General features: G+C 53.0%; 27 protein-coding genes. 13 read left to right on the top strand and 14 right to left on the bottom strand.

Translation table 11 applies throughout. The features are described 5' to 3' along the window. The first annotated feature begins 19 nt into the window (after positions 1-19). A complete protein-coding gene (locus MXMO3_RS16290; protein ID WP_205468039.1) occupies positions 20-1,636 on the top strand; it encodes a GMC family oxidoreductase in 1,617 nt (538 codons plus the stop codon). Next, a complete protein-coding gene (locus MXMO3_RS16285; RefSeq protein WP_117396569.1) occupies positions 1,633-1,929 on the top strand; it encodes a putative quinol monooxygenase in 297 nt (98 codons plus the stop codon). The genes MXMO3_RS16290 and MXMO3_RS16285 overlap by 4 nt, the downstream gene beginning before the upstream one ends. 181 nt (positions 1,930-2,110) lie before the next feature. On the opposite strand, the gene MXMO3_RS19115 is transcribed toward MXMO3_RS16285, so the two are convergent. The 13 genes from MXMO3_RS19115 to urtA form a co-directional block, all read right to left on the bottom strand. Then, positions 2,111-2,449, bottom strand: coding sequence for an Arm DNA-binding domain-containing protein (locus MXMO3_RS19115; protein WP_117396568.1), 339 nt, complete (start codon positions 2,447-2,449; stop codon positions 2,111-2,113). 211 nt (positions 2,450-2,660) lie between these two features. Then, the gene (gene ureG, locus MXMO3_RS16275) at positions 2,661-3,299 is read right to left on the bottom strand and encodes an urease accessory protein UreG (protein WP_117396567.1); all 639 of its coding nucleotides are present in this window, start codon (positions 3,297-3,299) and stop codon (positions 2,661-2,663) included. Beyond that, positions 3,296-3,934: an urease accessory protein UreF gene (locus tag MXMO3_RS16270; protein WP_162889316.1), complete on the bottom strand. Its 639-nt coding sequence runs from the start codon at positions 3,932-3,934 to the stop codon at positions 3,296-3,298. Before MXMO3_RS16270 ends, ureG begins: the two co-directional genes overlap by 4 nt. Continuing rightward, a complete protein-coding gene (locus tag MXMO3_RS16265; RefSeq protein WP_117396565.1) occupies positions 3,924-4,370 on the bottom strand; it encodes an urease accessory protein UreE in 447 nt (148 codons plus the stop codon). The genes MXMO3_RS16270 and MXMO3_RS16265 overlap by 11 nt, the downstream gene beginning before the upstream one ends. Next, positions 4,370-6,079, bottom strand: coding sequence for an urease subunit alpha (gene ureC / locus MXMO3_RS16260; RefSeq protein ID WP_117396564.1), 1,710 nt, complete (start codon positions 6,077-6,079; stop codon positions 4,370-4,372). Before ureC ends, MXMO3_RS16265 begins: the two co-directional genes overlap by 1 nt. After that, positions 6,079-6,384 carry an urease subunit beta gene (locus tag MXMO3_RS16255; RefSeq protein ID WP_117396563.1) on the bottom strand — a complete coding sequence of 102 codons (306 nt, stop codon included), beginning with the start codon at positions 6,382-6,384 and terminating at the stop codon, positions 6,079-6,081. The genes ureC and MXMO3_RS16255 overlap by 1 nt, the downstream gene beginning before the upstream one ends. A 17-nt stretch (positions 6,385-6,401) precedes the next feature. Then, a complete protein-coding gene (locus MXMO3_RS16250; protein ID WP_117396562.1) occupies positions 6,402-6,704 on the bottom strand; it encodes an urease subunit gamma in 303 nt (100 codons plus the stop codon). A 9-nt stretch (positions 6,705-6,713) separates the two neighbouring features. Then, positions 6,714-7,505, bottom strand: coding sequence for an urease accessory protein UreD (locus tag MXMO3_RS16245; RefSeq protein ID WP_162889315.1), 792 nt, complete (start codon positions 7,503-7,505; stop codon positions 6,714-6,716). Positions 7,506-7,539: 34 nt separating this feature from the next. Beyond that, on the bottom strand, positions 7,540-8,235 hold the full coding sequence (gene urtE / locus MXMO3_RS16240) for an urea ABC transporter ATP-binding subunit UrtE (RefSeq protein WP_117396560.1): 696 nt from the start codon (positions 8,233-8,235) through the stop codon (positions 7,540-7,542). A gap of 1 nt (position 8,236) precedes the next feature. Beyond that, positions 8,237-8,980 (bottom strand): urea ABC transporter ATP-binding protein UrtD, encoded by a 744-nt coding sequence (gene urtD / locus MXMO3_RS16235; protein WP_117396559.1) that lies wholly within the window; start codon positions 8,978-8,980, stop codon positions 8,237-8,239. Next, the gene (gene urtC / locus MXMO3_RS16230; protein WP_117396558.1) at positions 8,977-10,155 is read right to left on the bottom strand and encodes an urea ABC transporter permease subunit UrtC; all 1,179 of its coding nucleotides are present in this window, start codon (positions 10,153-10,155) and stop codon (positions 8,977-8,979) included. Before urtC ends, urtD begins: the two co-directional genes overlap by 4 nt. Before the next feature lie 2 nt (positions 10,156-10,157). Next, positions 10,158-12,119 (bottom strand): urea ABC transporter permease subunit UrtB, encoded by a 1,962-nt coding sequence (urtB, locus tag MXMO3_RS16225; protein ID WP_205468038.1) that lies wholly within the window; start codon positions 12,117-12,119, stop codon positions 10,158-10,160. Between the two features lie 60 nt (positions 12,120-12,179). Continuing rightward, positions 12,180-13,442, bottom strand: a complete 1,263-nt coding sequence (gene urtA / locus MXMO3_RS16220; RefSeq protein ID WP_117396875.1) for an urea ABC transporter substrate-binding protein — start codon at positions 13,440-13,442, stop codon at positions 12,180-12,182. A gap of 100 nt (positions 13,443-13,542) precedes the next feature. On the opposite strand from urtA, the gene MXMO3_RS16215 reads away from it, so the two are divergent. Continuing rightward, on the top strand, positions 13,543-14,511 hold the full coding sequence (locus tag MXMO3_RS16215; RefSeq protein ID WP_162889313.1) for a LysR family transcriptional regulator: 969 nt from the start codon (positions 13,543-13,545) through the stop codon (positions 14,509-14,511). A gap of 185 nt (positions 14,512-14,696) precedes the next feature. Here MXMO3_RS16215 and MXMO3_RS16210 read toward each other — a convergent pair whose 3' ends face one another. Further along, entirely contained in the window at positions 14,697-15,752 is a 1,056-nt protein-coding gene (locus MXMO3_RS16210; protein WP_117396556.1) for a cytochrome c3 family protein, read from the bottom strand. 123 nt (positions 15,753-15,875) lie between these two features. On the opposite strand from MXMO3_RS16210, the gene MXMO3_RS16205 reads away from it, so the two are divergent. From MXMO3_RS16205 to MXMO3_RS16160, 10 genes are all read left to right on the top strand, one after another. Then, the gene (locus MXMO3_RS16205) at positions 15,876-17,117 is read left to right on the top strand and encodes a hypothetical protein (protein WP_117396555.1); all 1,242 of its coding nucleotides are present in this window, start codon (positions 15,876-15,878) and stop codon (positions 17,115-17,117) included. Further along, positions 17,114-17,899, top strand: a complete 786-nt coding sequence (locus MXMO3_RS16200; protein WP_117396554.1) for an RnfABCDGE type electron transport complex subunit D — start codon at positions 17,114-17,116, stop codon at positions 17,897-17,899. Before MXMO3_RS16205 ends, MXMO3_RS16200 begins: the two co-directional genes overlap by 4 nt. After that, on the top strand, positions 17,892-18,701 hold the full coding sequence (gene nqrC, locus MXMO3_RS16195; RefSeq protein WP_117396553.1) for an NADH:ubiquinone reductase (Na(+)-transporting) subunit C: 810 nt from the start codon (positions 17,892-17,894) through the stop codon (positions 18,699-18,701). Before MXMO3_RS16200 ends, nqrC begins: the two co-directional genes overlap by 8 nt. Then, positions 18,698-19,354, top strand: a complete 657-nt coding sequence (locus tag MXMO3_RS16190) for an NADH:ubiquinone reductase (Na(+)-transporting) subunit D (RefSeq protein ID WP_117396552.1) — start codon at positions 18,698-18,700, stop codon at positions 19,352-19,354. The genes nqrC and MXMO3_RS16190 overlap by 4 nt, the downstream gene beginning before the upstream one ends. Further along, a complete protein-coding gene (nqrE, locus tag MXMO3_RS16185) occupies positions 19,351-19,950 on the top strand; it encodes an NADH:ubiquinone reductase (Na(+)-transporting) subunit E (RefSeq protein ID WP_027834099.1) in 600 nt (199 codons plus the stop codon). The genes MXMO3_RS16190 and nqrE overlap by 4 nt, the downstream gene beginning before the upstream one ends. Then, positions 19,947-21,167 (top strand): NADH:ubiquinone reductase (Na(+)-transporting) subunit F, encoded by a 1,221-nt coding sequence (gene nqrF, locus MXMO3_RS16180; protein ID WP_117396551.1) that lies wholly within the window; start codon positions 19,947-19,949, stop codon positions 21,165-21,167. The genes nqrE and nqrF overlap by 4 nt, the downstream gene beginning before the upstream one ends. A 2-nt stretch (positions 21,168-21,169) precedes the next feature. After that, the gene (locus MXMO3_RS16175) at positions 21,170-22,129 is read left to right on the top strand and encodes an FAD:protein FMN transferase (protein ID WP_162889312.1); all 960 of its coding nucleotides are present in this window, start codon (positions 21,170-21,172) and stop codon (positions 22,127-22,129) included. Positions 22,130-22,145: 16 nt separating this feature from the next. After that, positions 22,146-22,319, top strand: a complete 174-nt coding sequence (gene nqrM / locus MXMO3_RS16170) for a (Na+)-NQR maturation NqrM (protein ID WP_117396549.1) — start codon at positions 22,146-22,148, stop codon at positions 22,317-22,319. Continuing rightward, positions 22,316-22,711: a CBS domain-containing protein gene (locus tag MXMO3_RS16165; protein WP_117396548.1), complete on the top strand. Its 396-nt coding sequence runs from the start codon at positions 22,316-22,318 to the stop codon at positions 22,709-22,711. Before nqrM ends, MXMO3_RS16165 begins: the two co-directional genes overlap by 4 nt. 99 nt (positions 22,712-22,810) lie before the next feature. Further along, entirely contained in the window at positions 22,811-23,218 is a 408-nt protein-coding gene (locus MXMO3_RS16160; RefSeq protein WP_117396547.1) for a universal stress protein, read from the top strand. Positions 23,219-23,366 lie beyond the last annotated feature (148 nt).

The raw sequence follows: 23,366 nt of genomic DNA, 5'->3' as shown, positions 1-23,366 counted from the left end.
TGAGGATATTGAGATAACCATGACGACAGAAAAAGCCTTAAGCGGCGATTGGGATTATATCATCATTGGCGGCGGAACAGCTGGATGTGTGCTGGCCAACCGGCTGAGTGAGAACCCGCAAAATAAAGTCCTGTTGCTGGAAGCGGGCGGGAATGACAATTATCACTGGGTTCATATTCCCGTAGGTTATCTTTATTGCATTGGTAACCCACGCACGGACTGGATGATGAAAACCAGCCCTGATGCGGGGTTGAATGGTCGATCGCTTGTTTACCCCCGTGGCAAGGTGCTGGGGGGATGTACGTCGGTCAATGGCATGATTTATATGCGGGGCCAGGCGCGCGATTATAATGTGTGGCAGCAAATGGGGAACCCGGGTTGGTCGTGGGATAATGTGCTGCCATATTTCACAAAGTCTGAGGATCATCATAAGGGGGCGTCGCCGACCCATGGTGCGCACGGCGAATGGAAAGTGTCTACCCAGCGATTGAAATGGCCAATTCTTGAAGCGTTTCAGGAGGCGGCGACAGAGTTTGGCTATATGCCGACAGATGATTTCAATGATGGCAATAATGAAGGTTCCGGCTTTTTTGAGGTCAATCAGAAAAACGGGGTGCGATGGAACGCCACCAAAGCCTTTTTACGACCGGCGATGAAACGGCCAAATCTGAAAGTGGTCACCCATGCGTTGGTGGATCGTATTTTGCTGGACGGACAGCGTGCTGTGGGCGTGGCCTATCACCACAAAGGCAAGGTGGTGAATGCACGGGCCAATGCCGAAGTTGTGCTGAGCGCCGGTGCGATCAATTCACCAAAAATCTTGGAGTTTTCGGGTGTCGGTCGGCCGGATATTCTGCGCGATCACGGGATTGATGTTTGCCATGCCCTGCACGGTGTTGGGGAGAATTTGCAGGATCATTTGCAAATTCGTACCGTTTACAAAGTACATAACACCAAGACACTAAATGAAACCGCGAATAGCTGGATCGGCAAAATCGGCATCGCGGCAAAATATGCGCTTAATCGAAGCGGGCCAATGTCGATGGCACCCAGCCAGTTTGGCCTGTTTACCAAAAGCGATCCGGCGCAGGAAACACCAGACCTTGAATATCATGTTCAACCGCTTTCCACCGACCGTTTGGGTGATCCGCTTCATCCGTTCCCCGCGATCACCGTGTCCGTTTGCAATCTGCGCCCGGACAGTGTGGGCAGCACGCATATTACCTCGCGCGATCTGGCAGCACAGCCGGAGATTAAGTTGAACTATTTGAGCGCGCCATCGGATCAGGAGGTGGCGGTGAAATCTTTGCGGCAGGCCCGTGAGATTATGACGGCCAAGCGGTTGCAGCCCTATCGGCCGGAAGAGATTTTACCCGGTCCAGATAAAAACTCAGACGAAGAATTGCTGATCGAGGCGGGCAATATTGCCACCACAATTTTCCACCCGGTGGGGACCTGCAAGATGGGTAACGATACCAATAGCGTTGTGGATTCAAGGCTGAGGGTTCATGGGTTGGCCGGCCTGCGCGTTGTGGACGCATCCATCATGCCGAAAATCGTTTCTGGCAATACAGCCTCGCCTGTCATAATGATCGCAGAGAAGGCCGCGGACATGATTAAAGAAGACGCGAGATGATGGGTCAAGAATTGATTATTGTTGCCCGGCTTAATGTGGCGGATAAGTTTGTGGCTGAACTTGGCGGGGCCATACAAGATTTGGCAAGTGCATCACGGCTTGAACAAGGCTGTATAGCTTATGAGGTTTATCGTGCGAATGATAAGACAGACGGTTTTCTTATCTATGAAGTTTGGGGAAGTGATGAAGAATGGTGCGAGCATCGGTCCTCTCCGCACATGAAAAAGTTTAAGACTGTTATTCAAAGGTGGGAGGTGACCGTAATCGTGGAGAAGCTTCTCGCTATCGATTAACTATTAAGGTATTGCCGTCAGTATGTCAGAATGCGGTGCAAATTGCATAAAAAATACGAGGAGAGTTTCAACTTACTGGACAAGAAGCTCTCTAACCAAAAATCAGAGGCTGCTCTCAACCGCATTATTGCCCTAATCATATCCGCCCAAACCGGTAAACGGGAGGTCCACTTTGAGGAAATCAAATGAGGTGACCCCAATGTCCGCTTTTGGGATTGTTGGGCCATTGGCAAGGCCCAGGTGCCGGTTGACAGCTTCGAGCCCTTTGCTGCACCTTTTCACACTCGAAGGTAACTAATTGGCAATTGTTTCCGGCAACATCCTTGAGACTTTTTTCAGGAAATTTCCCAAGCCCCATTTCGCGACGTTTACGAGTGAGCGGTGAGGTATATCGAAAAAGCCACTTCCCATTGCCAACCTTTGTAGCAGAAGGATAAAAATATAAGCCCTGAACATAAACGTCCGCGACCGGCTTAAATTTCGGTGAAATCTTCTTTAGTTTGGTATCTGTCAATATCATTTCAGCCCACCAGCGTGGGTTTGATTTGCTGATTTTCATTTTGACAGATTTTGATAGATGAAATCAATAAGTTATTGAATATAAAGAGATAAGTCGGATGGATTCTGACCGATTTTGATTGATATTTACACCATAAAATACAGACTCTCTCTCCGCCATTCTTCTTGATAAGGCGCTTCATATTTCTAGCACCACCACCCATGTGATGGAGTTAGGGTGAATTATGCCCAGTGCCACATAAGATGAGCGTCAAGCCGCCAAGTTCGGACAAGATTTCAACAATTTCCGTTACACCATTCCCAGATTTAAGATCAGCGAACACATATGGTTTGCCATTTCTGACTTCTTTGGTGTCGCACTCCATAATGTCGAGCGACACATCGACATATGGGGCGAGCGATGATTTGTTGATGATCAGAATATCTGATCGGGTGAGGCCTAGCCCCCTTTTGCGCGGGATTTCTTCGCCCATCGCCACATCGATCATGTAGATTGTAATATCCGCGAGCTCCGGGCTGAACGTCGCGGCGAGATTGTCGCCTCCGCTTTCGATAAGGACAAGCTCGAGATCAGGGTGGGTCGCGACCAGATCATCGATGGCCGCAAGATTAATCGACGCATCCTCGCGAATAGCGGTATGCGGGCACCCCCCTGTTTCAACACCCTTGATGCGATCGAGTGGCAGGACCTGCTTGCGCATGAGGTGTTCTGCATCCTCCGTGGTGTATATGTCGTTTGTGACAACCGCCATCGACACTTTGTCAGCCATTGCCTGGCAGAGCCGTTCGGTCAGTGTGGTCTTGCCTGCGCCGACGGGGCCGCCAATGCCGACGCGTAGAGGTCCGGTCATGTTCGGAAAATCCTTGGTTGTTGTGTTTCGTGGGCCATGGACGAGATATCGGCGAGAAAGCATGAACCGCCAAGGTCGTCCAAGCAGGCGTTCAGGGCGTTCTCTGAAACAATTTCAATGGGCTCGAACAAAGCATGTAGAATCTTTTGGCCTTCGGTTTGGCCGATTGGCATCAATCTTATTGCCGTCGAAACGAGGTTTGAAACAAAGCTGTGTAGATAGAGTGCGATCACTTCGCGCAGACCAATCTCATATTTTGCGGCAACTTGCCCAACGACAGTTGGTAGCGGACCTGGCGTAATTGAATATCCCGATATTTCTCCAGCTGTTTTCGCAAAAGCTTGTCCCTGTTGCACGCTTTCGAACTGCCGTTCATGGCCCGCGCAGATTGCCAAACTAAGTTCTGATAACGCATTTCGTTCATCGTCGTCAGCGCGATAGCTTTGCGCAATCAAAATGGCATCGTTTCTGCCGCTGCCATTTATCAGAATGGCCTCTAACCAACTTGCAAGCTCGCCACCATTGGTCACCTCGCCATTCTCAATTGCGTTCTCCAACCCATGACTATAGCTGAACGCACCAATCGGGAACGAAGGGGAAAACCAGGCGACAAGACGGTGAAGATCAATGCTCATGCGAATGCGTCCTGCCTTGACCATATGCGCCACCCTCAGGCGTGAAGGGCCCCTCGAATTTTTCCAAAGTGGCATTGAGATGCGTCAGCATGTGTTCAATGACGTGATCAGCACGTATCACAAGATGATCCTCATGGATTTCACAGGGCAAGTGTCTGTTCCCGATATGCCATGTTAAGCGCAGCAAATGATGCGTATCTGAGCCGCGCACCTTCACCAGGGCCTCATGTGCGGCCCGTACACGGATATGCGAGTTGTCCTCTAAAATCAGATCATCGCCCTCGTGAAGCTCAATCGTTTTCTCAAGATCCAGCAGGAACTCGGTGCCTGCATCACCACACAGCTTGATCCGGCGACGAAAACGATCATCAAACGAAAGGGTTACCGTATCGATGGGATCCGCCTGGCGGCGGTCAATTTTTAAAGCGCGTAACATCAGAACAAGAAATACCTTTGGGCCATCGGCAACGCTTCGGCCGGTTCGCAGGTGAGAAGTTCGCCATCAGCGCGTACTTCATATGTCTCCGGATTGACTTCTATTTCAGGGCAATAATCGTTCATCACAAGATCCGATTTGCCTATATTCCGTGTGTTCTCCACGGCTATTGTTTCCTTTTGCAATCCGAGGGTTTTGCCAATATCCGCATCAAATGCCGCAGCGGAAACAAAGGACACCGAGGTGTGTTGAACAGCTCCGCCCAGCGCGCCAAACATTGGGCGCGAATAAACGGGCTGCGGCGTGGGAATAGAGGCGTTTGGGTCCCCCATCTGGGCAACCACGATGCTGCCGCCCATCACAACCATCTCAGGTTTCACTCCGAAAAAGGCCGGGTCCCACAACACCAGATCGGCTCGCTTGCCTTGTTCGATGGACCCGATTTCTTTCGAAATTCCATGAGCGATCGCAGGGTTTATCGTATATTTGGCGATATAGCGTTTGACGCGAACATTATCATTGTCACCCGTTTCGTCCTTCAACGAACCGCGCTGCACCTTCATTTTATGGGCCGTTTGCCAGGTGCGGATTAGGACCTCACCGACACGGCCCATGGCCTGACTGTCAGATGCGATAATGGAGAAGGCGCCCAGATCATGCAAAATGTCCTCGGCGGCAATGGTTTCCCTTCGGATTCGACTTTCAGCAAAGGCGACATCTTCTGGAATGCCCTTATCCAAATGATGGCAAACCATCAACATGTCGAGATGTTCTTCAAGTGTGTTCACGGTAAATGGTCGGGTCGGATTGGTGGAGCTTGGTAACACATTTTGCTCGCCGCAAATTTTGATGATGTCGGGGGCATGACCACCGCCAGCGCCTTCCGTATGAAATGCGTGAATGGTCCTGCCTTTGAGCGCACCAACCGTATGTTCGACAAAGCCGCTTTCGTTCAACGTGTCAGTATGGATCATCACCTGCACATCAAACGCATCAGCAACCGACAAACAGCAATCAATGGCGGCAGGCGTTGTGCCCCAATCCTCATGCAATTTCAGGGCACAGGCACCGCCGAGCACTTGTTCTTCCAATGCCTGTGGCAGCGCCGCATTGCCTTTTCCAGCAAAGGCAATGTTCATTGGCAAACTGTCTGCTGATTGCAGCATGCGACCAATATGCCAAGGCCCCGGCGTGCAGGTGGTGGCCAGTGTGCCATGGGCGGGTCCGGTGCCACCACCGAGCATCGTTGTGACCCCGGAATGCAACGCATCGTCAATTTGCTGAGGGCAAATATAATGAATGTGGCTGTCAAAACCGCCCGCTGTGAGGATTTTGCCCTCGGCCGCGATGATTTCTGTGCCGGAGCCGATGATGACATCTACGTTTGGTTGGGTATCCGGGTTGCCCGCTTTGCCAATTTTTGCGATGCGACCCGCCTTGAGCCCGACATCGGCTTTGTAAATGCCAGTGACATCTACAATCAGCGCATTGGTGACCACCGTATCCATCGCCCCATCGGCATTTGTCACCTGAGACTGACCCATGCCGTCGCGGATAACTTTGCCACCGCCGAATTTGACTTCCTCGCCATAGGTTGTCAGGTCCCGCTCGACTTCAATAAACAGCTCTGTATCCGCCAGCCGAACTTTGTCGCCTGTCGTCGGACCAAACATATCGGCATAGGTATGCCGTGCAATATCGCGCGCCATTAGAGATCTCCCATGACTTTTTGATTAAAGCCGAATGCTTTGCGGTTTCCGGAAATCGGGATTAGCTGCACATCTCGCTCTTGGCCGGGTTCGAACCGAACCGCTGTTCCAGGCGCAATATCCAAGCGCATGCCATAGGCTGCATCGCGATCAAAATTGAGAAAGGGGTTTGCTTCGGCAAAATGGTAATGCGAGCCGACTTGGATGGGCCGATCACCTGAATTGGCAACCCTGAGCACAATGGAGTCAACGCCAGCATTGAGCGTGATCGGAGTAGGTCCTGTAATAACTTCACCTGGTTTCATTTTTGTCTCCGAAAAAGCTATCGAATGGGGTGGTGGACAGTGACAAGTTTGGTTCCATCCGGAAATGTCGCTTCAACCTGAACTTCGTGGATCATGTCGGCGATGCCGTCCATGCATTGCTCGACAGAGATCACACGGCCGCCTTCTTCCATAAGCTGGGCCACAGACTTGCCATCGCGCGCGCCTTCAACAACATAATCGGTGATCAATGCGATTGCTTCCGGGTGGTTGAGTTTAACGCCACGCTCAAGCCGGTTTCGCGCGACCATGGCCGCTAAGCTAACCAACAGCTTATCTTTTTCTCGGGGGGTAAGTTTCATGTATGAACCTCAAAGTTGCCAAACCCGGGGGAGGGGTCGCTTGTTGAATTGCTCTAAAACTGTGAACAGCGCGCTGCGCAACGTAAATGCATCGGGGGCAACAAATCGCGCGACCAAAACATCATTCCATCCGCTTGCGGCAGCGCGAATATCTAGACCAGCCAGGAGTGAATTGAGCCAGCTGAGTTTTTGGTGTGCATCTTTCTCAACAAATGCAAATGTCGCAAAGGCTAAATTGTCCTTGAGGGCCGCGACAGAGCTCAGTCCACTGACGTCGCCGATTTTCATGGATTCTGCAAAAACCAGCTTATCGCCCAAACGCACGCGCCATTGATCAGACAAATCGCACTGAAGAACCTTCTCACCCATCGCTTTACGACCGAGCATAAAGCTTTCAAGCAACAGCACGCTGCCGGAGGGTGCCACTTCGACATTCATGCGACGGGTTAGCCGGGCACCGTCAAAAACAATTGTTTCTTGTGGCAGCCAGAAAAATTTAGCGTTTTCATCCACTTTCAGGTGAATATTGATATACGCATTGTCGCCTGTGGATCGGTAAAGGCGTTCGGCAGTTTGCGTTGTGGCGGTGGCCTCAGATTGTGCACTGATCGAGCACGAAATATCAAGTTGATCGCCGCCAGTGATGCCGCCTGCTGTGTTTACGAAAACAATTTCTGGCGAAGTGTTGTGCACATTTGGCAACAGCGCTTTCAGGCAGCCGGACTGATGCAAACTCTCAAGCCGAGTTGAACCGGATTTATGCGTAAACCCAATCCTCGCGCATCCCTTGGCGCGTTGCATTTGAGTGTCTTGGCTCGCCCGATCCAACATCAAATCATACCTTCAGCGTTTCCAGAACCGCAGACTTTTTCAGCTCAGACTTTTTGCCGTCCAAAATAATCTCGCCACGACGCATGGAATAGATATGATCGGCAAGCTGGTAGGCGAACTCAAAATATTGCTCCACAAGCAAAATGGCCATTTGCCCCTGATCATTGAGAAATGAAATCACACGCCCGATTTGTTGTATGACATTGGGCTGAATGCCCTCGGTGGGCTCATCGAGCAGCAGAAGCTTTGGCTTCGTGATCAATGCACGTGCGATGGCCAGTTGTTGCTGCTGGCCGCCGGAGAGGTCACCGCCGCGACGGTTTTGCATCTCCTTTAAAACCGGAAACAGCTCAAACATTTCTTCTGGCAATGTACGCTCATCTTTATCCAGACAGGCGAAACCGATCTCCATATTTTCCCGCACGGTCATGAGCGGAAAGATGTCGCGGCCTTGCGGGACATAGCCGATACCGGCTTTGGCCAGATGGTGTGCCGAAGCCGCCTTTTTTTCCACGCCATCCAGAAAATAGTGACCGCCAGAATGATTGTGGACACCTGCTATGGCTTTTAACAGGCTCGTTTTGCCGACGCCGTTTACGCCCAACAAACAAGTGATCTTCCCCTTTTCAGCGACCAAATCCACACCGTGCAAAATCTGGCTTTGGCCATAGTGAAGGGTGATGTCTTTTAGCTCCAGCATTTTAGCGCCCCAGATATACGTCAATGACGTCTTGGTTTTCGGTCACATGTTCCAATGAGCCTTCGGCAAGAACCGATCCCTCGTGCAATACGGTCACGCGGCAGTCGAGTTTACGGACGAAGTCCATATCGTGCTCTACCACGACAACAGCTCGGGTTTGCGCCGCGCGGCGGAGCAGGTCCACCGTCTTTTGACGCTCTTCTTGGGTCATGCCTGCAGCGGGTTCGTCCACCAGCAGCAATCTTGGTTCTTGTGCGAGCAGCATGCCAATCTCCAGCCACTGTTTTTGTCCGTGGCTTAAGTCTCCTGAGCGTTTTGCCAGATGATCCTGAAGCCCAATCTCCTCGGCCAATGCCGCTATCCGTTGGTCGTCACTTTCATTATGTCGATAGAACAATACGGAGAACGGGCTACGATCATTGTCGAGCGCCATGAGCAAATTCTCATAAACACTCTGCTCTTCGAACACCGTGGGCTTTTGGAATTTGCGCCCCACACCAAGACGCGCAATCTGGCTTTCCTGACGTTTGAGCAACGAAACATTTTTTTCGCCCCAAATGACTTCCCCGGCATCGGGCCTGGTTTTGCCCGTTACAATATCCATAAAGGTTGTCTTGCCCGCCCCGTTCGGTCCGATGATTGCTCGCAATTCTCCTTCAGCGATGCTGAAAGAAAGCGCGTTGATGGCTTTGAACCCGTCGAAGGAAACGGAAATATTGCGGACTTCCAATAAAGCTTCATTCATTTTGTTCGCTCCATCTTAATCATATCGATTAGGCCGCCAATTCCCTTAGGTGCGTAAAGTGTTACGGCGACAAAACTCACGCCCAACAAAACGAGCCACCAATCCACCCAGACGACATTGATGGGCCCGACCTCAATATTCGGTATCTGACCCCCGGTGAACAAGCTGGAAAGCATCGACACAAGTGCGGCACCAATCACCGCGCCGTAAATGCGGCCACGCCCGCCAATCGCCACCCAAACGGCAAGATAAATTGAGGCGATCGGCGCAATTTCCGCTGGGTTGATGATGCCCGCCTGAGGATAGTAAATGGCACCTGCTATTGCGGCCATTATGGCCGTAAGCACAAAGATGAACAGCTTATAGGTCTCAACGTGATATCCGAGAAAGCGTACGCGCGCCTCATTGTCACGAATACCCTTGATCACATTGCCCATTTTGTTCTCGACAATCAGTTTGGCAATGACAAATCCAAGGCCCAGCGCAAACGCAGACGCCAAAAGGAAATAGAGGGAGATATGAGATTGGGGTACATGGTCAAGCCCTGGTATATTTTGCAAACCAGAAAGACCATTATTGCCGCGCAGGCCGCTATCGTTTTGGAAAAGATAGAGTGCCAACGCCAACGTCATGGCCTGCGTCAGGATCGACAAATAAACGCCTGTCACGCGACTGCGAAACGCGAGCCAGCCAAAAACCAAGGCGAGCAAACCGGGCACCAGCACGACCAGCGCAAGCTGGATCGGTAAGGAATGTGCAAACGCCCAAATTGCCGGAATTTCAGCACCACCGACAACACCGAAAATTTGCGTGCCAATGGCCTCCTGAATTTCCTGTGGGGTGGGGGGCAGTGCTGCATTCGCCATGGAGCTTTCCACGATGAGACGCGTGCGTTCATACATCAGCCACATGCCGATCATATATCCACCAAGCCCAAAGAACGCGAAGTGCCCTAGGCTCAAGATGCCGCAATAGCCCCACACAAGATCCATGGCGATGGCGATCAGGCAAAAACAAAGTGTTTTGCCAAGCGTTTTGATCATCGATGTTGAAATGAACCCGATGCCGAATGCTTCGCTGCCGATGGCGGCGAAAATGGTGAAAGCGGAGAGCAATCCGAGAAAAATCAAAACGCTCGGGTTCTTCATCAAAAACTGGGTCAAAGGGCCTTGCATGATCAATCTCCCGCTGCCCGACCTTTAAGGGCGATAATGCCGCGAGGTCGAAATTGAATGAAAATGATGATGAAGATGATCATGTAGGTTTGTGCCGCCAAAGTGTTTGCCGGATTGAACCATTCGATGCCTTTTTGCAAAAAGCCGATCATCACGGCGCCAGCCAGCGTGCCCCAAATGTTTCCAACACCACCAACGACCACGGTCATGAAGCTTTGGACGATATAGTCACCGCCCATTTCTGACGTCACTTTGGCGTATAGGCCAATTGCGACGCCAGCGATGCCCGCAATGCCAGAGCCAAGGCCAAAGGTCAGCATGTTGATGAAGTTCGGGTTGATGCCCATGCTGGCCGCCATTTGGCGGTTTTGGGTCACCGCACGCGTTTCCAGCCCAAACCGTGTTTTGTTCAGTACAAATAAGAGCACCACGAAAAATAGGACACCCAATCCAAAGATCGCGATCCTAATCAAGGAAATGGAGATCACATCATTGATCACTAAGGCTCCATCCAACCATTCTGGCGCGGTGAGCGGCCGTGCCTGGGTGCCAAAAATGTTTTTCGCAAGCTGTTGCAGCGCGATGGAAATGCCAAATGTTGCAAGAAGAGTTTCCAGAGGACGATGATAAAGGTGTCTAATGACCAATCGCTCTAAGGCAACACCAGCAAAAAAGGTCACGGCAAAGGCCAGAGGAATGGCGATGATGATAGACAGGGTGTAGTTTGTGACGAATTGCTGGACCGCAAAGCCAGTGTATGCGCCCATCATGATGAATTCGCCATGGGCCATATTGATAACGCGCATAACGCCGAAAGTGATGGCCAGGCCAATTGCAGCCAGGAAATAGATGGATGCCAGCGAAATGGCGTCAAGCAAAACATCCACAAACTCAGACAAGGCGACGCTGGTTTCGATCTTTTCAAGCGCGACTTCCGCCGCCTGTGTTACTTGGGCATCCCTTTCATCATAGACTTCTACAAACTCAAATTGTTCAACCAATATGTCTGCGCTAAGCCCTGGTGACCAAAAGGGTGCTTTTCCTTCAGCAACAAGTGAAAGATAGGCCGCATCGCGATTTTTTTGAGTGTCGAGATTGTGCAATGTGAATCGGCCGACTTTTCCTTCCCCAATGTTTTCGATGAGGAATTGTGTTCGTTCGCTGGCGGTGGGAATAGCTTCGGCAAGGTCGTTGTCGATGAGAAGCTGATACGCATCTTCAACACTAAAATCGGCCTCTCCCGGGATGACGTGCCGGGCAATGTTGGCGTCGTCATCCAGCATGTCTTTTAATGCCATTGTCGAACTGGTGACACGATTTAGGTTAGCGCGCGTTTCAACTGACAGATCATCTGACGCTCTATGAATGGCATTCACCCGTTCCTCAGAGCTCGCACCGAACTGAATAGTCAAAAAACGTTCAAGCCGCTCCATCTCCGCTTTTAACGCCTGGTTGGGTTCGGTACTGATGGCCCCGCGCAACGGCAGCAAATGCTGCTTGTTGGCTAAGCGTGATAGGCTTGAAATAGCTTCCTGTCTGACTGACATGTCGGCGCTTTTGAGCCGGGAGATCACCAAGGCTTCATCAATGAGCGCCCGCAAACCTGAATTGGGTTTGATTTGCTTGATCTGCTTTTTGGGCAGGGTTTCGACAGGTTCCAAGGTGGCTATATCAAACAATTCGTAGGTGCGGTCTTCACGCTTTTTTGCGACAAAAATTTCTTCGTCAGACTTGCGATACCAAAGATCTTTTTCCTGCCAAAGTGAAAGGAACTGTAGGCTGCTGGGATCGTCCAGAGCGACGAGCGCATCAATGATTGGGGGGGCGGTCCTCACGGAGCCTTTGATGATGTCCGGTGCGTTTTGGGACACAATGGATTTCAAGGAAGGAGCGGTGCCTTCCTGTGCTTGGGCGGGCAGTACGATCAGAAAGCATGCCAGCAATAAGAGAAATCGAGATATCACATTGGTCTCCAAGCAAATGAAAGGGCAGCGACCCGCCCTCTCATCGGTCAAACAATAGGATTAGTAGTTAGATTTGATCTGAACGCAGCTTGATGTTTCGGTGTTGTACATACCGCAGCCAAGCTCTTTCCAATCTGATTTCAGGACAGCAGATTCTGGAAGAAAATCTGTCCATGCATCACCCGGCACTTCTTCAGTCTGGCTGATAATGTCGAACTGGCCGTCCTCTTGGATTTCACCAATCAGCACAGGCTTTGTCAGGTGATGGTTCACCAACATCTCGGCTGTGCCGCCAGTCAGGTTTTCAAATTGCTGGCCGTACATGGCTTCACGCACAGCATCCACATCGGTTGTGCCGGCTTGCTCGACAGCATTCACCCACATGTTAAACCCGATATAGTGCGCTTCCATTGGGTCATTCGTCACCCGATCTTCACCCATGCGGGCTTTCCAGGTTTCGATGAAGCTTGCATTCGCTTCACTATCGGCAGACTGAAAATAGTTCCAGGCCGCAAGGTGACCAACAAGGTTGGTTGTGTCCAAGCCGGTCAGCTCTTCCTCACCCACTGAAAACGCAACAACTGGAATATCTGCAGCGGAGACACCAGCTGCAGCAAGTTCCTTATAGAAACCGATATTCGCATCGCCATTGATGGTTGAGATCACGCCGACTTTCTTGCCATCAGCGCCAAGAGCAACCACATCAGCAACGATCTTTGACCAGTCAGAATGGCCAAATGGCGTGTAGTTTACAAAGATGTCGCTTTCAGAGATGCCTTTGTCAGCCAAATATTGGGCGAGAATTTTGTTCGTTGTGCGTGGATAGACATAGTCTGTACCCAGAAGTGCGAACTTCTCTACGCCCAACTCCTCCAGAAAATAATCGGTCGCCGGGATAGCTTGTTGGTTGGGGGCAGCACCGGTGTAGAAAACGTTCTTGGAAGATTCTTCACCTTCATATTGAACCGGGTAAAACAGCAAGCCGTTCAATTCTTCAATAACAGGAAGAACAGATTTCCGAGATACAGAAGTCCAATTCCCAAAGATCACGTCAACCTCATGAACTGTAAGAAGTTCGCGCGCCTTTTCGGCGAATAATGGCCAGTCCGAAGCTGGATCGACCACCACGGGCACGATCTCCTCGCCCAATAGACCACCCTTTTCATTCTGTTGCTCAATGAGCATCAACATGGTGTCTTTCAATGTTGTTTCAGAAATTGCCATTGTCCCTGACAATGAGTGCAGAATCCCCACCTTGATTTCCGCGAATGCTGATGTTGTTGCGGCGGCGCACATTGCGGTTGCTAGAAGCAGCTTTTTCATCATTTCTCTCTCAATGTTGTCGCGAAAGCCCTGCGCTTTTCGCGTTCATTCGAGCCCATAACTGATCAGCATTTTGGACATGCCAGAACGGTAATAAACATTGAGTGTTGCTGTCTGCCGCAAAGAAGTGCGCTTAATGTTGCGTTTTTTGCACCAGTGTGGTGAAACATTAATCATGCGTCACTTACAAACATTCAAATATGTTAGGGCAATCGTAGAAGCTGGTTCTATTCGCGGGGCCGCAGAAACGCTCGCAATTTCGCCGTCAGCGCTCAATCGAAACATTCAGGCGCTGGAACTGGATCTGGGGATATCGGTATTCGACCGGTTGTCACGCGGCGTGGCGCTTTCCGTTGAGGGAGAGTTGTTTTATCGCTTTGCTTTGGAACAATTGACAAGCTACGACAGAATGAACTCTCAGATCGAGGCGGTTAAGGGGCTGCACATCGGCAAGGTTACGATTGGCGTAAGTGCAGACATTCACACAGGGTTCCTGGTGCCTCTTATTACCGAGTTCAAACAGGAGTTCCCGCAAGTTGAGCTATCAATCCAACTCGTGTCTCAATCCGATCTCGAAGATCAACTTGTAAATGGCAACATTGACTTTGCCCTTTTTTATCAACCCCAATTAAGCCGCAACATAAAGATCAATTTCTCCAAACAAGTCGATATATGTTTAATGGTGCCAAATGGCGCGAAGCTCGGGCAGGATCGAACCGCGCGCCTCCACCATCTGGAGGGCCTGAATCTTGTTACACCGCCAGCACACACCGAGTTAATGGCAAAATTTGAGGGGGCATGCGAACGACAGGATATCGAACCCACGCTATATCTGTCCTGCCCGGATCAGACACAATATCTCCAACAAACACCCATTGCCTTGATCGGCCTTGCAATATTGCCGAACCCCAATCAAATCGGCGTTGTCCCTGTTGGGTATAAGATCTTGAAACTTCACGAAAACGATGTTGGGTCCGGCTACATAAATGTCGTCATAGAGCGCAAGCGGCATCTTTCATTCGCCGCCAGCAAGTTTCACGAGCGACTAACCTACAATTTAGACCAATAGTTCGACGAAGGTCTGTTTTGAGTAAACTCAATTCAAATGTCCCAATGTCTGCTTTTGGGATTTTGCGACGGTTGGCAACCTGCAACCACTGAAATGCAGTATTGGGTATATTGCCTCGCCTATATTTAATGCCGATCAGACGAACTGCATGAAAGCCGCAAGGCGGCTTTCATGCGCTTTATGTGTTACGGGCGAGGCCCGATCTCTATATTTGTCGCGTTGGTGCGGTCTGCGAGATCGGTGATCGCGTCATGCAGCAGTTGCACCGCATAATGGGGGTTGTGGGCATAGGCGCCCTTGTCCATGCCAATGAACTGATAATTATAAGCGGCGCGCAAAAGGGCAGGGGTCCACGCATTGTAGCGGTTGGCGTAGGTTGGCTCAGTCTCGGCATGAAAGAAGTAAGGATACTGCTTAGCATAGGCGATCGGCGCCTCCGAAACGGTTTCCGCGTATGCTTCGATTGCGGACAATAGCTTTTCATGAAGTGCAGAAATTTCAGCGTAAATGCCGCTCGTCACATCGCCATCACCGTCAAAATCCAGCTTTGACGTACGGATATCGCGCAACTCATCTACCTTGTGACAGCTTGTACAATTGTCCAGCGTCACTTGTGTGCTGTGCGGCTCGTGACAGTCGATACAAGTTGAATAGGCTTCGACATGACTGAATTTCCCGGCATAGTCGCGCCCCGGATATTCGTAGCCGCCCTTAACCTCCGTGCCGAACAAGGTTGCAGCGGCTAAAGCGTAATGCGGGTTCACAAAGCTGAGCTCAGAATTTACTTCGTCATCCGGCAAACCAGTTGTGCGTTGGTCAAGGTCGGGACCAGATTGCCGACCCTGATGGCAAGTCAAACAAGTTGCACTGCCGTCATGTGCCGCGATTGCCGCGCCAGAGGGGAACAGAATTTGCTCGAGTTGTTTCACCCCGTCATCATGACAGGTCGCGCAATCAACGACACCGCCAGTCGCTACTGGCTTATCGATGACACCAACAGAGGAACCGTCAATACCGTGAAAGGCGCGAAAACCCTCACCCGAATGGCAGGCGGCGCATGAAACCGGGATCTCGCCCTCATCATTCCAATGCGTGAAGGAAGACGACTGCGGATTGGCATGGCCTGACTTTTGCCAAAGCTCAACCATTGACGGTCCGGTCGACTCATTTTGGGAAAGGGCAACCTGAGCGAGCAACAGGCTCAGGCCAGCCAGAATAACGAGAATAACATTTCGCTTCATATTGAGGGTCCTCCATTGCGTCCGACTATACGTCCACAAGTTGCAGATCAGATTGACCCAAATCAACGATTGAGCGCAATAAAACCTCTAGGCTTGGGCTTATATCAGAAGGGGTTGATCGGCATGAAGATAAGTGTGCGCGGCGGCTTGCCGTATCCACTCAGCGGCCCAGCCATAAGCGGGCCAACAGACACTGTTAAAACCGATTGCATCGCCTTTTTAGGCGCGGACTATCCCGGCATGCGCGCGCGGGTGCTGGTGGAACAGGGCGCAACGGTGAAAGCCGGCACGCCGCTTTTTGAGGATCGGCGGAACCCGGGAATCAGGGTCACCGCGCCAGTCAGTGGCAAAATCGACCAGATCAATATCGGCGCTCAACGCCGCCTGTCCTCCATTCATATCGCGGTTGAAGGCGAAGATAGACTGTCCTTTGATGTGAGCAAGGCGCATACTAATGACGGCCTGCGCGCCCTCATGCAGAGCGCCGGACTGTGGCCCGCTCTTCGTGCCAGACCTTTTGACCGCGTGCCGCCATTGGACGGGCAGGCTGCCGCCATTTTTATCACAGCAACAGACACCCATGCCCATGCGCCGAAACCGCGTGATGTGCTGACGGGGCTGGAAACCAGCTTTGCCCGTGGCGTGGCGGCGCTCAAGCTTTTGACGCCGGGAAAAATCTATCTTTGCCAGCATAGCGGCGATGCTTTGGCCCCGGCGGATGAGCAAACGCAGATTGTGCACGTGGATGGTCATCACCCCGCCGGCTTGGTCGGCACCCATATTAACCGGCTTCATCCACCTTCGCGGCAAAAGCCGGTCTGGCATATCGGCTATCAGGATGTGGCGGAACTCGGCATATTGCTGACCGATGGTCATCTCACGGGACAACGCACCATCACGCTGTCCGGCCCCGGCCTGAGCACGGCCCGCTATCTGCGCGTCCCATGGGGGGCGGATTTACACGCATTGACGCGGAAGGATTTGCGGCCGGGCCGGAAGCGTATTCTCTCTGGCCCAGCTTTGGGCGGGCGTGAACACCGCCATTTGTCGCGGTATCACCTGCAAGCGACCGTCTTGGATATGCCGCCCGAACGGCCACGCAACTGGTTGGTGGCTGCGCTGCGCGCTGCGGCTGTGCCCGCGCCTTTTGTGCCCACACAGGCGGTGGAAAATGCCCTCGGCCCAAAGCTTCATGTGGTGCCGCTATTGCGGGCGTTGAGCATTGGTGATGCTGAAAGCGCGGCGCGATTGGGTTGTTTGCAGCTAGCGGAAGAAGATATGGCCTTGGCCACTTATGCGACTGGCGGCGAGGTGGATTTTGCTGCCCGTCTGCGCGACATATTGACGACATTGGAGGCCTCATGACAACTGGCATATGGCAACGTAACATGGTGAGTTGGATGCTGGTGGTGGCGCTTTTGCCGGTGGCCGCTGCCCTGTGGATCGAGCAGGATGGTGCGGCGCTGCCGCGTTTCGGCGTGGCGTTGGTCACTTTGCTATTCTGGCAGGCCGTCTTTTTGATTGTGCGCGCACAGCCGCTTTCTCCGATTGCAGTGGTGACCGCCTTTGCTGTCGCGCTTTTGGCCTCCGGCACAACCGAAGCCTGGCAAATTGTGCTGGCGGTCAGTTTCGGCACGGTGGTGGGTGAACAGATATTCGGGGGCTGGGGCCGCAATTTTATTCATGCCGGCGTTGTTGCGCTCGCCTTTTTATACTTTGCCTTTCCAGAGGTGCCCCATCAGGGCACCGGCATTTGGGTCGCCATATCCGTGTTGCCTGGGGCAATGCTGCTGTTGCTCACGGGCATCCTGTCCGGGCGCGTGCTGCTTGGCGCCGTTGTCGGACTTGCACTTGTCACGCTTGCGCTGGGCGAAGATATGACTGCCCCGTTCTGGCAAGGCAGCCTTCTATTTGGACTGGTGTTTTTGGTGGCAGACCCGGTTTGCTCGGCCAGCACCCGCGGCGGGCGCTGGCTTTATGGTGGCTTGGCCGGGGCACTGATTGCACTGCTCGGCTGGGCGGATGTGGGCATCGCCGCGCCTCAGGCAGTGGTGTTTGCCGCTTTGCTGGCCGCCATTTTCGCCCCCCTGATCGATGCCGGCATTATCGCCGCCACCACAAAGCAATGGAGAGAACATAATGCCTGATCTTAATCCGGTATCCTGGTGGTTGAAATTGCTGGCATTGCCCAATGAAAGCCGCACCAAAACGCTGGTGGTGGCCTTTCTGGTCTCTGGCATTTGTGCCTTGGTGGTGTCGAGCGCGGCAGTGATCTTGGAGCCGATGCAGGAGGCGAACCGCGCTGCTGAACGGCAGGCACGGCTGGATGCCATGATGGCGGCGATGCCCGGCATGGAAGAGATTCTCGCCGAAGCGGACGCGGATAATATGAAAAGTGTGGTCATCGACATCAAAAACGCCGAAATGACCGAGATCGACCCCAGCACCTTCGATATGCGGGCCGCTGCAGAAGATCCCGAAACATCGACAATTATTCCCACGGAAGCGGATATTGCGGGTCTTGGGCGACGGGCAGATTATGCGCCCGTGCATATTTTGCGCAGCGGCGACGAGTTGCGGTTGATCATTCTGCCGATTTCAGCGTCCGGTTATCAATCCACCATCTATGCCAATTTGGCGCTTGAGGCTGATCTCAATACGGTGGCGGGTTTGTCCATTGTCGAACAGGGCGAAACGCCCGGCCTTGGTGCCCGCATTGAGGAACCGGCATGGCAAGCGCTCTGGCCGGGCAAAAAACTGGCCGATAAAAATGGCGACATCACCCTGTCCGTTGTGCGCGGTCGCGCCACGAATGAATTTGAGGTTGATGGGATCACCGGCGCCACGCGCACCGGCAATGCGGTGACGGAAGCGGTGCATTTCTGGCTTGGAGAATATGGATATGGGCCATTCCTCGACAAATTGCGCGCGGGGGCGCTTGAACAATGAGCGCACTCCGGCATCTTTATGGTCCGATCATCGACAATAATCCAATCACCCTGCAAATCCTTGGGATCTGTTCGGCGCTGGCGGTCACCACCTCCCTGACCACCTCTGCCGTGATGTCGTTAGCCCTGATCACCGTTTTGGTGATGTCCAGCCTTGTGATCAGCACCATTCGGCGGCATATACCGAGCGCTATCCGGCTAATTGTTCAAATCACCATCATCGCGTCGCTGGTGATTGTTGCTGATCAGATCATTCAGGCCTTTGCCTTTGATGTCAGCCAGCGTCTCTCGATTTTTGTGGGCCTGATTGTCACCAACTGCTTGGTTTTGGGGCGAGCTGAAGCCTTCGCCATGCAAAATCCGCCAGGGCCAGCCGTGCTTGATGCTTTGGGTAACGGGCTTGGCTACAGCCTAATCTTGCTGATTGTGGGCTTTATTCGGGAGTTGTTAGGGGCCGGCACACTGTTCGGGCTTACCGTGTTTCCTTCGGTTTATGACGGGGGCTGGTTTACCCCGCTAAACCTCATGCTTCTGGCCCCAAGCGCCTTTTTCATTCTCGGGCTCCTGATTTGGGCCATTCGCGCGCTGCGCCCTGCGCAAATTGAGCCATCAGATTATAAAATCGCCATTGATCCCAATCGGAGAGCGCCATGATTGATCTATTTCTGCGCTCCATTTTTGCGGACAATCTGATCCTCAGTTTCTTTTTGGGGGTCTGCACCTTTCTCGCCGTCTCCAAACGTCTGGACACAGCTTTTGGTCTGGGTATTGCCCTGATCGTGGTGCAAACGATCACCGTGCCGCTCAATCATCTCATTCTCGCCCGACTGCTGGCGCCAGGTGCCTGGAGCTGGCTTGGTCTCGGCGATGTAGACCTGACCTTTTTGAGTCTCATCGCCTTTATCGGGGTGATTGCCGCCACGGTGCAGATCCTCGAACTGGTGTTGGATCGATTTGTGCCAGCGCTTTATCGGGCGCTGGGCATTTATCTCCCATTGATCACCGTCAACTGCGCTATTTTGGGCGGCAGCCTTTTTATGGCCGAGCGCGATTATAGCTTTTCCGAAAGCGTTGTGTTCGGCTTTGGCGGCGGCATTGGTTGGGCGCTGGCGATAATGGGCCTCGCCGCCATTCGGGAGCGGTTGAACTATGCGGACATCCCCGCCGGGCTGCGCGGACTGGGCATGGCCTTTATTGTCACCGGGCTGATGTCCATGGGCTTTACCGCTTTTGCCGGGGTGCAGCTATGACAGAAATCCTCATGGGCACCGCGCTGATCGTTATTTTGATCTTGTGTCTTTCCCTTCTGGTGATCGGGGTTAGGGCCTGGCTGTCGCCAGCCCTACCTGTGGAGGTCACTGTAAATGGGTCCATGAAAGTGCCCGGCACCACCGGCCAAAAACTGCTCAATTTGCTGAACGACGCTGACATTCCCGTCCCCTCGGCCTGTGCCGGGGCAGGCACCTGTGGCCTGTGCAAGGTGAAGGTCACCGAAGGCGGCGGACCGCCTTTGCCCACAGAGACCGCACGCCTTTCGCGCAGTGATCTTGAACAAGGAGAACGTCTGGCCTGCCAAATTGTGGTCCGCGCACCAATGGCTGTGGCGGTGCCTGATGACATTCTGGCCGCCGAAAGCTGGACCGCGCGCGTTGTCTCCAATCAGATGCGCGCGCCGCTCATCAAGGAACTTGTGCTGGAGGTGCCGCCAAATGTTGATTTTGCCTTCCGCGCTGGCACCTATATGCAGCTGGAAGCGCCTGCCTACACGCTCGACTTCGCCGAATTGGATGTGCCCCCCAAATATGACGCGGTGTGGCAGACCATGGGGTGGCGACAGCTCGTGGCCAAAAACGATGAAACCACCCACCGTGCTTATTCCATCGCCAGTCGGCCGCAGGATCGGGGCAAAATCGTATTCAATATTCGCCTTGCGGTGCCGCCACCGGGTGCTGATGCCCACATTCCGCCGGGAATAGTCTCCTCCTATCTGTTCAATCTGCAATCAGGTGACAGCTTGAACGTCTCCGGGCCGTTCGGGGATTTCGGGGCACAGGAGACCGAGCGGGAAATGGTGTTCATTGGCGGTGGGGTCGGCATGGCGCCCCTGCGGGCCATGATCCACGAGCAACTGACCGCTGGCACCACGCGCAAAATTTCGTTTTGGTATGGCGCCCGCAGTGGCAGCGACATTTTTTATGCAGATGAGTTCGACAAACTCGCCGCAGCGCACGAGAATTTTGACTGGACGTTGGCCTTGTCAGAGCCTGCGCCTGAAGATGAGTGGCGTGGCGCGACCGGCTTTATCCATGAAGTGGTTTTCCGCCAATATCTGAAAAACCATCCGGCACCGGAAAACTGCGAATATTATCTGTGCGGCCCACCGATGATGATCCAGGCGGTTCTGGCCATGCTGGACAGTTGTGGGGTTGAGCCCACTTCCATTTTTAACGACGATTTCGGGATATGATCATGTTGACGCGACGTAAATTTATGACCCTTACCGCCAGCGGCCTTGCGTTAACGGCGCTGCCCGCGTGGTCTGCGGAATTGGCAACCTATGGCGGTCCTGCCTTCGGGTCGTACTGGCGTCTTTCCCTAGCCCAGCCTTTCGCCGAAGCTGAGATTTCCAGACAGATCAATCAGGTCATCCGCGAGACGGATGCATTATTTTCGCCCTATCTGGCCACGAGTGCGCTTTCTGTTGTGAATAATCAGGACGGCACGGAATGGATCGCGCTGCCACCGGCGCTTGAGGCCTTGCTGGCAGAAGGCCTCACCCTCGCGGCACGCAGCGACGGGGCTTTCGATCCGACCATGGGGCCGCGGGTGGCGCGTTATGGCTTTGGTCCCATTGAAGGGGTGGCCGGCAATTATCAGGAGCTTACCCTAGCCCCCGGCAAATTGCGCAAAGCACGAGCGGGCCTCACACTCGATCTGTGCGGCATCGCAAAGGGCCATGCCCTTGACCTGATGCGTGCAGAATTGGCGGCTATGGGTGTCACTGATTACATGCTTGATCTTGGCGGCGAAGTCACCAGCAACGGCCTGCATCCGGATGGGCGCCCCTGGCAGGTGGGCGTGGAAACGCCCGGCGAACAGGGTCTTGCGCATTTGCTTGACCTGAAGGGACACACCATTGCCACATCGGGGCTTGGCGTGCAGGCCTACCAAAGTGGCGGACGTACCTTTGGTCACATCATCAACCCGTTCAGCGACGGGCCCAACCCAAGCCGCACCCTTTCGGTTTCGGTGATCAGCGCCAATGCGGCCTTTGCTGATGGATGGGCCACCGCCTTAATGGCCGTTGCCGAAGAACAAGCTATTGCACTTGCCGAACGGGAAAGCCTGAATGCGCTGTTTTTGTTGCGAGACGGCGACAAGGTGCACCCGGTCTACACTGGTGATTTTACGCGTTTCGTCATAGCGTGAGGAAGGGAGAGCGATCATGGAAATTCTGCTGCCGGTGTTTGTGATCTTTTTATTGGCCGTGACAGCCATGGCTGTCGGCGTCTTTTTGGGACGGCCGCCCATCAAAGGGTCCTGTGGCGGGTTGGCATGTATCAAAAAGCTCGATTGCGCAATCTGTCCGCATCGCGAACATGAACGGGAAAACACATGAGCACCCACCAATCGATTGCTGATTTTATGGTGCGAGATGTCACCACCTTTTCCCCCACGTTCGAAATCAATCACGCGGTGGCGATGCTTCTGGATAAAGGCATTTCGGGCGCGCCGGTGGTGGAGGACACGGGCAATTTACTCGGCATGCTCACCAAAAAAGACTGTTTCCGCGCTGCGCTGAACGCCAATTACTACAAGCAATGGGGCGGCACCGTCGCGCAATATATGTCGCATGATCCGGTCACGCTTGATGTGGATTTGGATGTTGTCTCAGCCGCCGAGCATTTCCTTGCCAGTTCCTATCGCCTGTTTCCAGTTGTTGACGATGGCCAAATTGTTGGCATCATCAGCCGATCGGATTTGCTCAAAGCTTTTGCCCAGTTGGGATAACCGCGCAGCACTCGTGCACAGGCTCGGCGAAAGGGCTGACCTAAATCAATCTGTCTCCGGCGGAAATTGCTATACTTCGACGGCAGAGGAGGATTGAACATGTATAAAAACATTCTGATCGCCGTCGCATTGGAACATGATCGCGACATCAGCGGCTCAATAGAAATTGCTCAGCGCCTTTTGGCTGACGGGGGCAAGATTACGGCCTTACACGTGATGGAGCCGATCTCCGGCTACGTCGAGCCCTATTTGCCAGAAGGCCATCGCACGAAACGCCAGACGGAAACGGAAACGGCGCTGGCCGCCGCATTGGAAGGCGCCAAAGATATTGCGCCGGCCATTGTTGAAGGCCATGCCGGGCGCGCCATCGTGGAATATGCCGATGATCATGGGATCGACTGTATCGTCATCGCGTCCCATAGACCGGAATTCCAAGACTATTTTCTGGGCTCAACCGCCAGCCGCGTCGTACGCCACGCCGCAGCAGCAGTTCATGTGATCAGATGATCTGACGACGACGAACTGCACGATGTTTGTTTTCAGATAGCTACGACCGTTTGAGATGGCCAAGTGTGCGAAGCTTGGTCATGGGATTTTGCTATCATTGGCAAAAATCGAGCGAAGAATGTTAGCGAATGCCATATCGCTCAACGGA

This window comes from Maritalea myrionectae (assembly GCF_003433515.1).
Lineage (GTDB): Bacteria > Pseudomonadota > Alphaproteobacteria > Rhizobiales > Devosiaceae > Maritalea > Maritalea myrionectae.
Note: the sequence above shows the minus strand (reverse complement) of the source record. Positions and strands in the feature narration are given on the sequence as shown.

Coding starts and splice junctions, on each gene's coding strand:
- nqrE (WP_027834099.1), top strand. CDS start 19,351: ATGATTGATCTATTTCTGCGCTCCATTTTTGCGGACAATCTGATCCTC.
- MXMO3_RS16255 (WP_117396563.1), bottom strand. CDS start 6,384: ATGAAACCAGGTGAAGTTATTACAGGACCTACTCCGATCACGCTCAAT.
- urtE (WP_117396560.1), bottom strand. CDS start 8,235: ATGCTGGAGCTAAAAGACATCACCCTTCACTATGGCCAAAGCCAGATT.
- urtA (WP_117396875.1), bottom strand. CDS start 13,442: ATGAAAAAGCTGCTTCTAGCAACCGCAATGTGCGCCGCCGCAACAACA.
- ureC (WP_117396564.1), bottom strand. CDS start 6,079: ATGGCGCGCGATATTGCACGGCATACCTATGCCGATATGTTTGGTCCG.
- ureG (WP_117396567.1), bottom strand. CDS start 3,299: ATGACCGGACCTCTACGCGTCGGCATTGGCGGCCCCGTCGGCGCAGGC.
- MXMO3_RS16190 (WP_117396552.1), top strand. CDS start 18,698: ATGAGCGCACTCCGGCATCTTTATGGTCCGATCATCGACAATAATCCA.
- urtC (WP_117396558.1), bottom strand. CDS start 10,155: ATGCAAGGCCCTTTGACCCAGTTTTTGATGAAGAACCCGAGCGTTTTG.
- MXMO3_RS19115 (WP_117396568.1), bottom strand. CDS start 2,449: ATGATATTGACAGATACCAAACTAAAGAAGATTTCACCGAAATTTAAG.
- MXMO3_RS16250 (WP_117396562.1), bottom strand. CDS start 6,704: ATGAAACTTACCCCCCGAGAAAAAGATAAGCTGTTGGTTAGCTTAGCG.
- nqrC (WP_117396553.1), top strand. CDS start 17,892: ATGCCTGATCTTAATCCGGTATCCTGGTGGTTGAAATTGCTGGCATTG.
- urtD (WP_117396559.1), bottom strand. CDS start 8,980: ATGAATGAAGCTTTATTGGAAGTCCGCAATATTTCCGTTTCCTTCGAC.
- MXMO3_RS16245 (WP_162889315.1), bottom strand. CDS start 7,505: ATGCAACGCGCCAAGGGATGCGCGAGGATTGGGTTTACGCATAAATCC.
- nqrF (WP_117396551.1), top strand. CDS start 19,947: ATGACAGAAATCCTCATGGGCACCGCGCTGATCGTTATTTTGATCTTG.
- MXMO3_RS16290 (WP_205468039.1), top strand. CDS start 20: ATGACGACAGAAAAAGCCTTAAGCGGCGATTGGGATTATATCATCATT.
- MXMO3_RS16270 (WP_162889316.1), bottom strand. CDS start 3,934: ATGAGCATTGATCTTCACCGTCTTGTCGCCTGGTTTTCCCCTTCGTTC.
- MXMO3_RS16210 (WP_117396556.1), bottom strand. CDS start 15,752: ATGAAGCGAAATGTTATTCTCGTTATTCTGGCTGGCCTGAGCCTGTTG.
- MXMO3_RS16205 (WP_117396555.1), top strand. CDS start 15,876: ATGAAGATAAGTGTGCGCGGCGGCTTGCCGTATCCACTCAGCGGCCCA.
- MXMO3_RS16200 (WP_117396554.1), top strand. CDS start 17,114: ATGACAACTGGCATATGGCAACGTAACATGGTGAGTTGGATGCTGGTG.
- MXMO3_RS16165 (WP_117396548.1), top strand. CDS start 22,316: ATGAGCACCCACCAATCGATTGCTGATTTTATGGTGCGAGATGTCACC.
- MXMO3_RS16285 (WP_117396569.1), top strand. CDS start 1,633: ATGATGGGTCAAGAATTGATTATTGTTGCCCGGCTTAATGTGGCGGAT.
- MXMO3_RS16160 (WP_117396547.1), top strand. CDS start 22,811: ATGTATAAAAACATTCTGATCGCCGTCGCATTGGAACATGATCGCGAC.
- MXMO3_RS16175 (WP_162889312.1), top strand. CDS start 21,170: ATGTTGACGCGACGTAAATTTATGACCCTTACCGCCAGCGGCCTTGCG.
- MXMO3_RS16265 (WP_117396565.1), bottom strand. CDS start 4,370: ATGTTACGCGCTTTAAAAATTGACCGCCGCCAGGCGGATCCCATCGAT.
- nqrM (WP_117396549.1), top strand. CDS start 22,146: ATGGAAATTCTGCTGCCGGTGTTTGTGATCTTTTTATTGGCCGTGACA.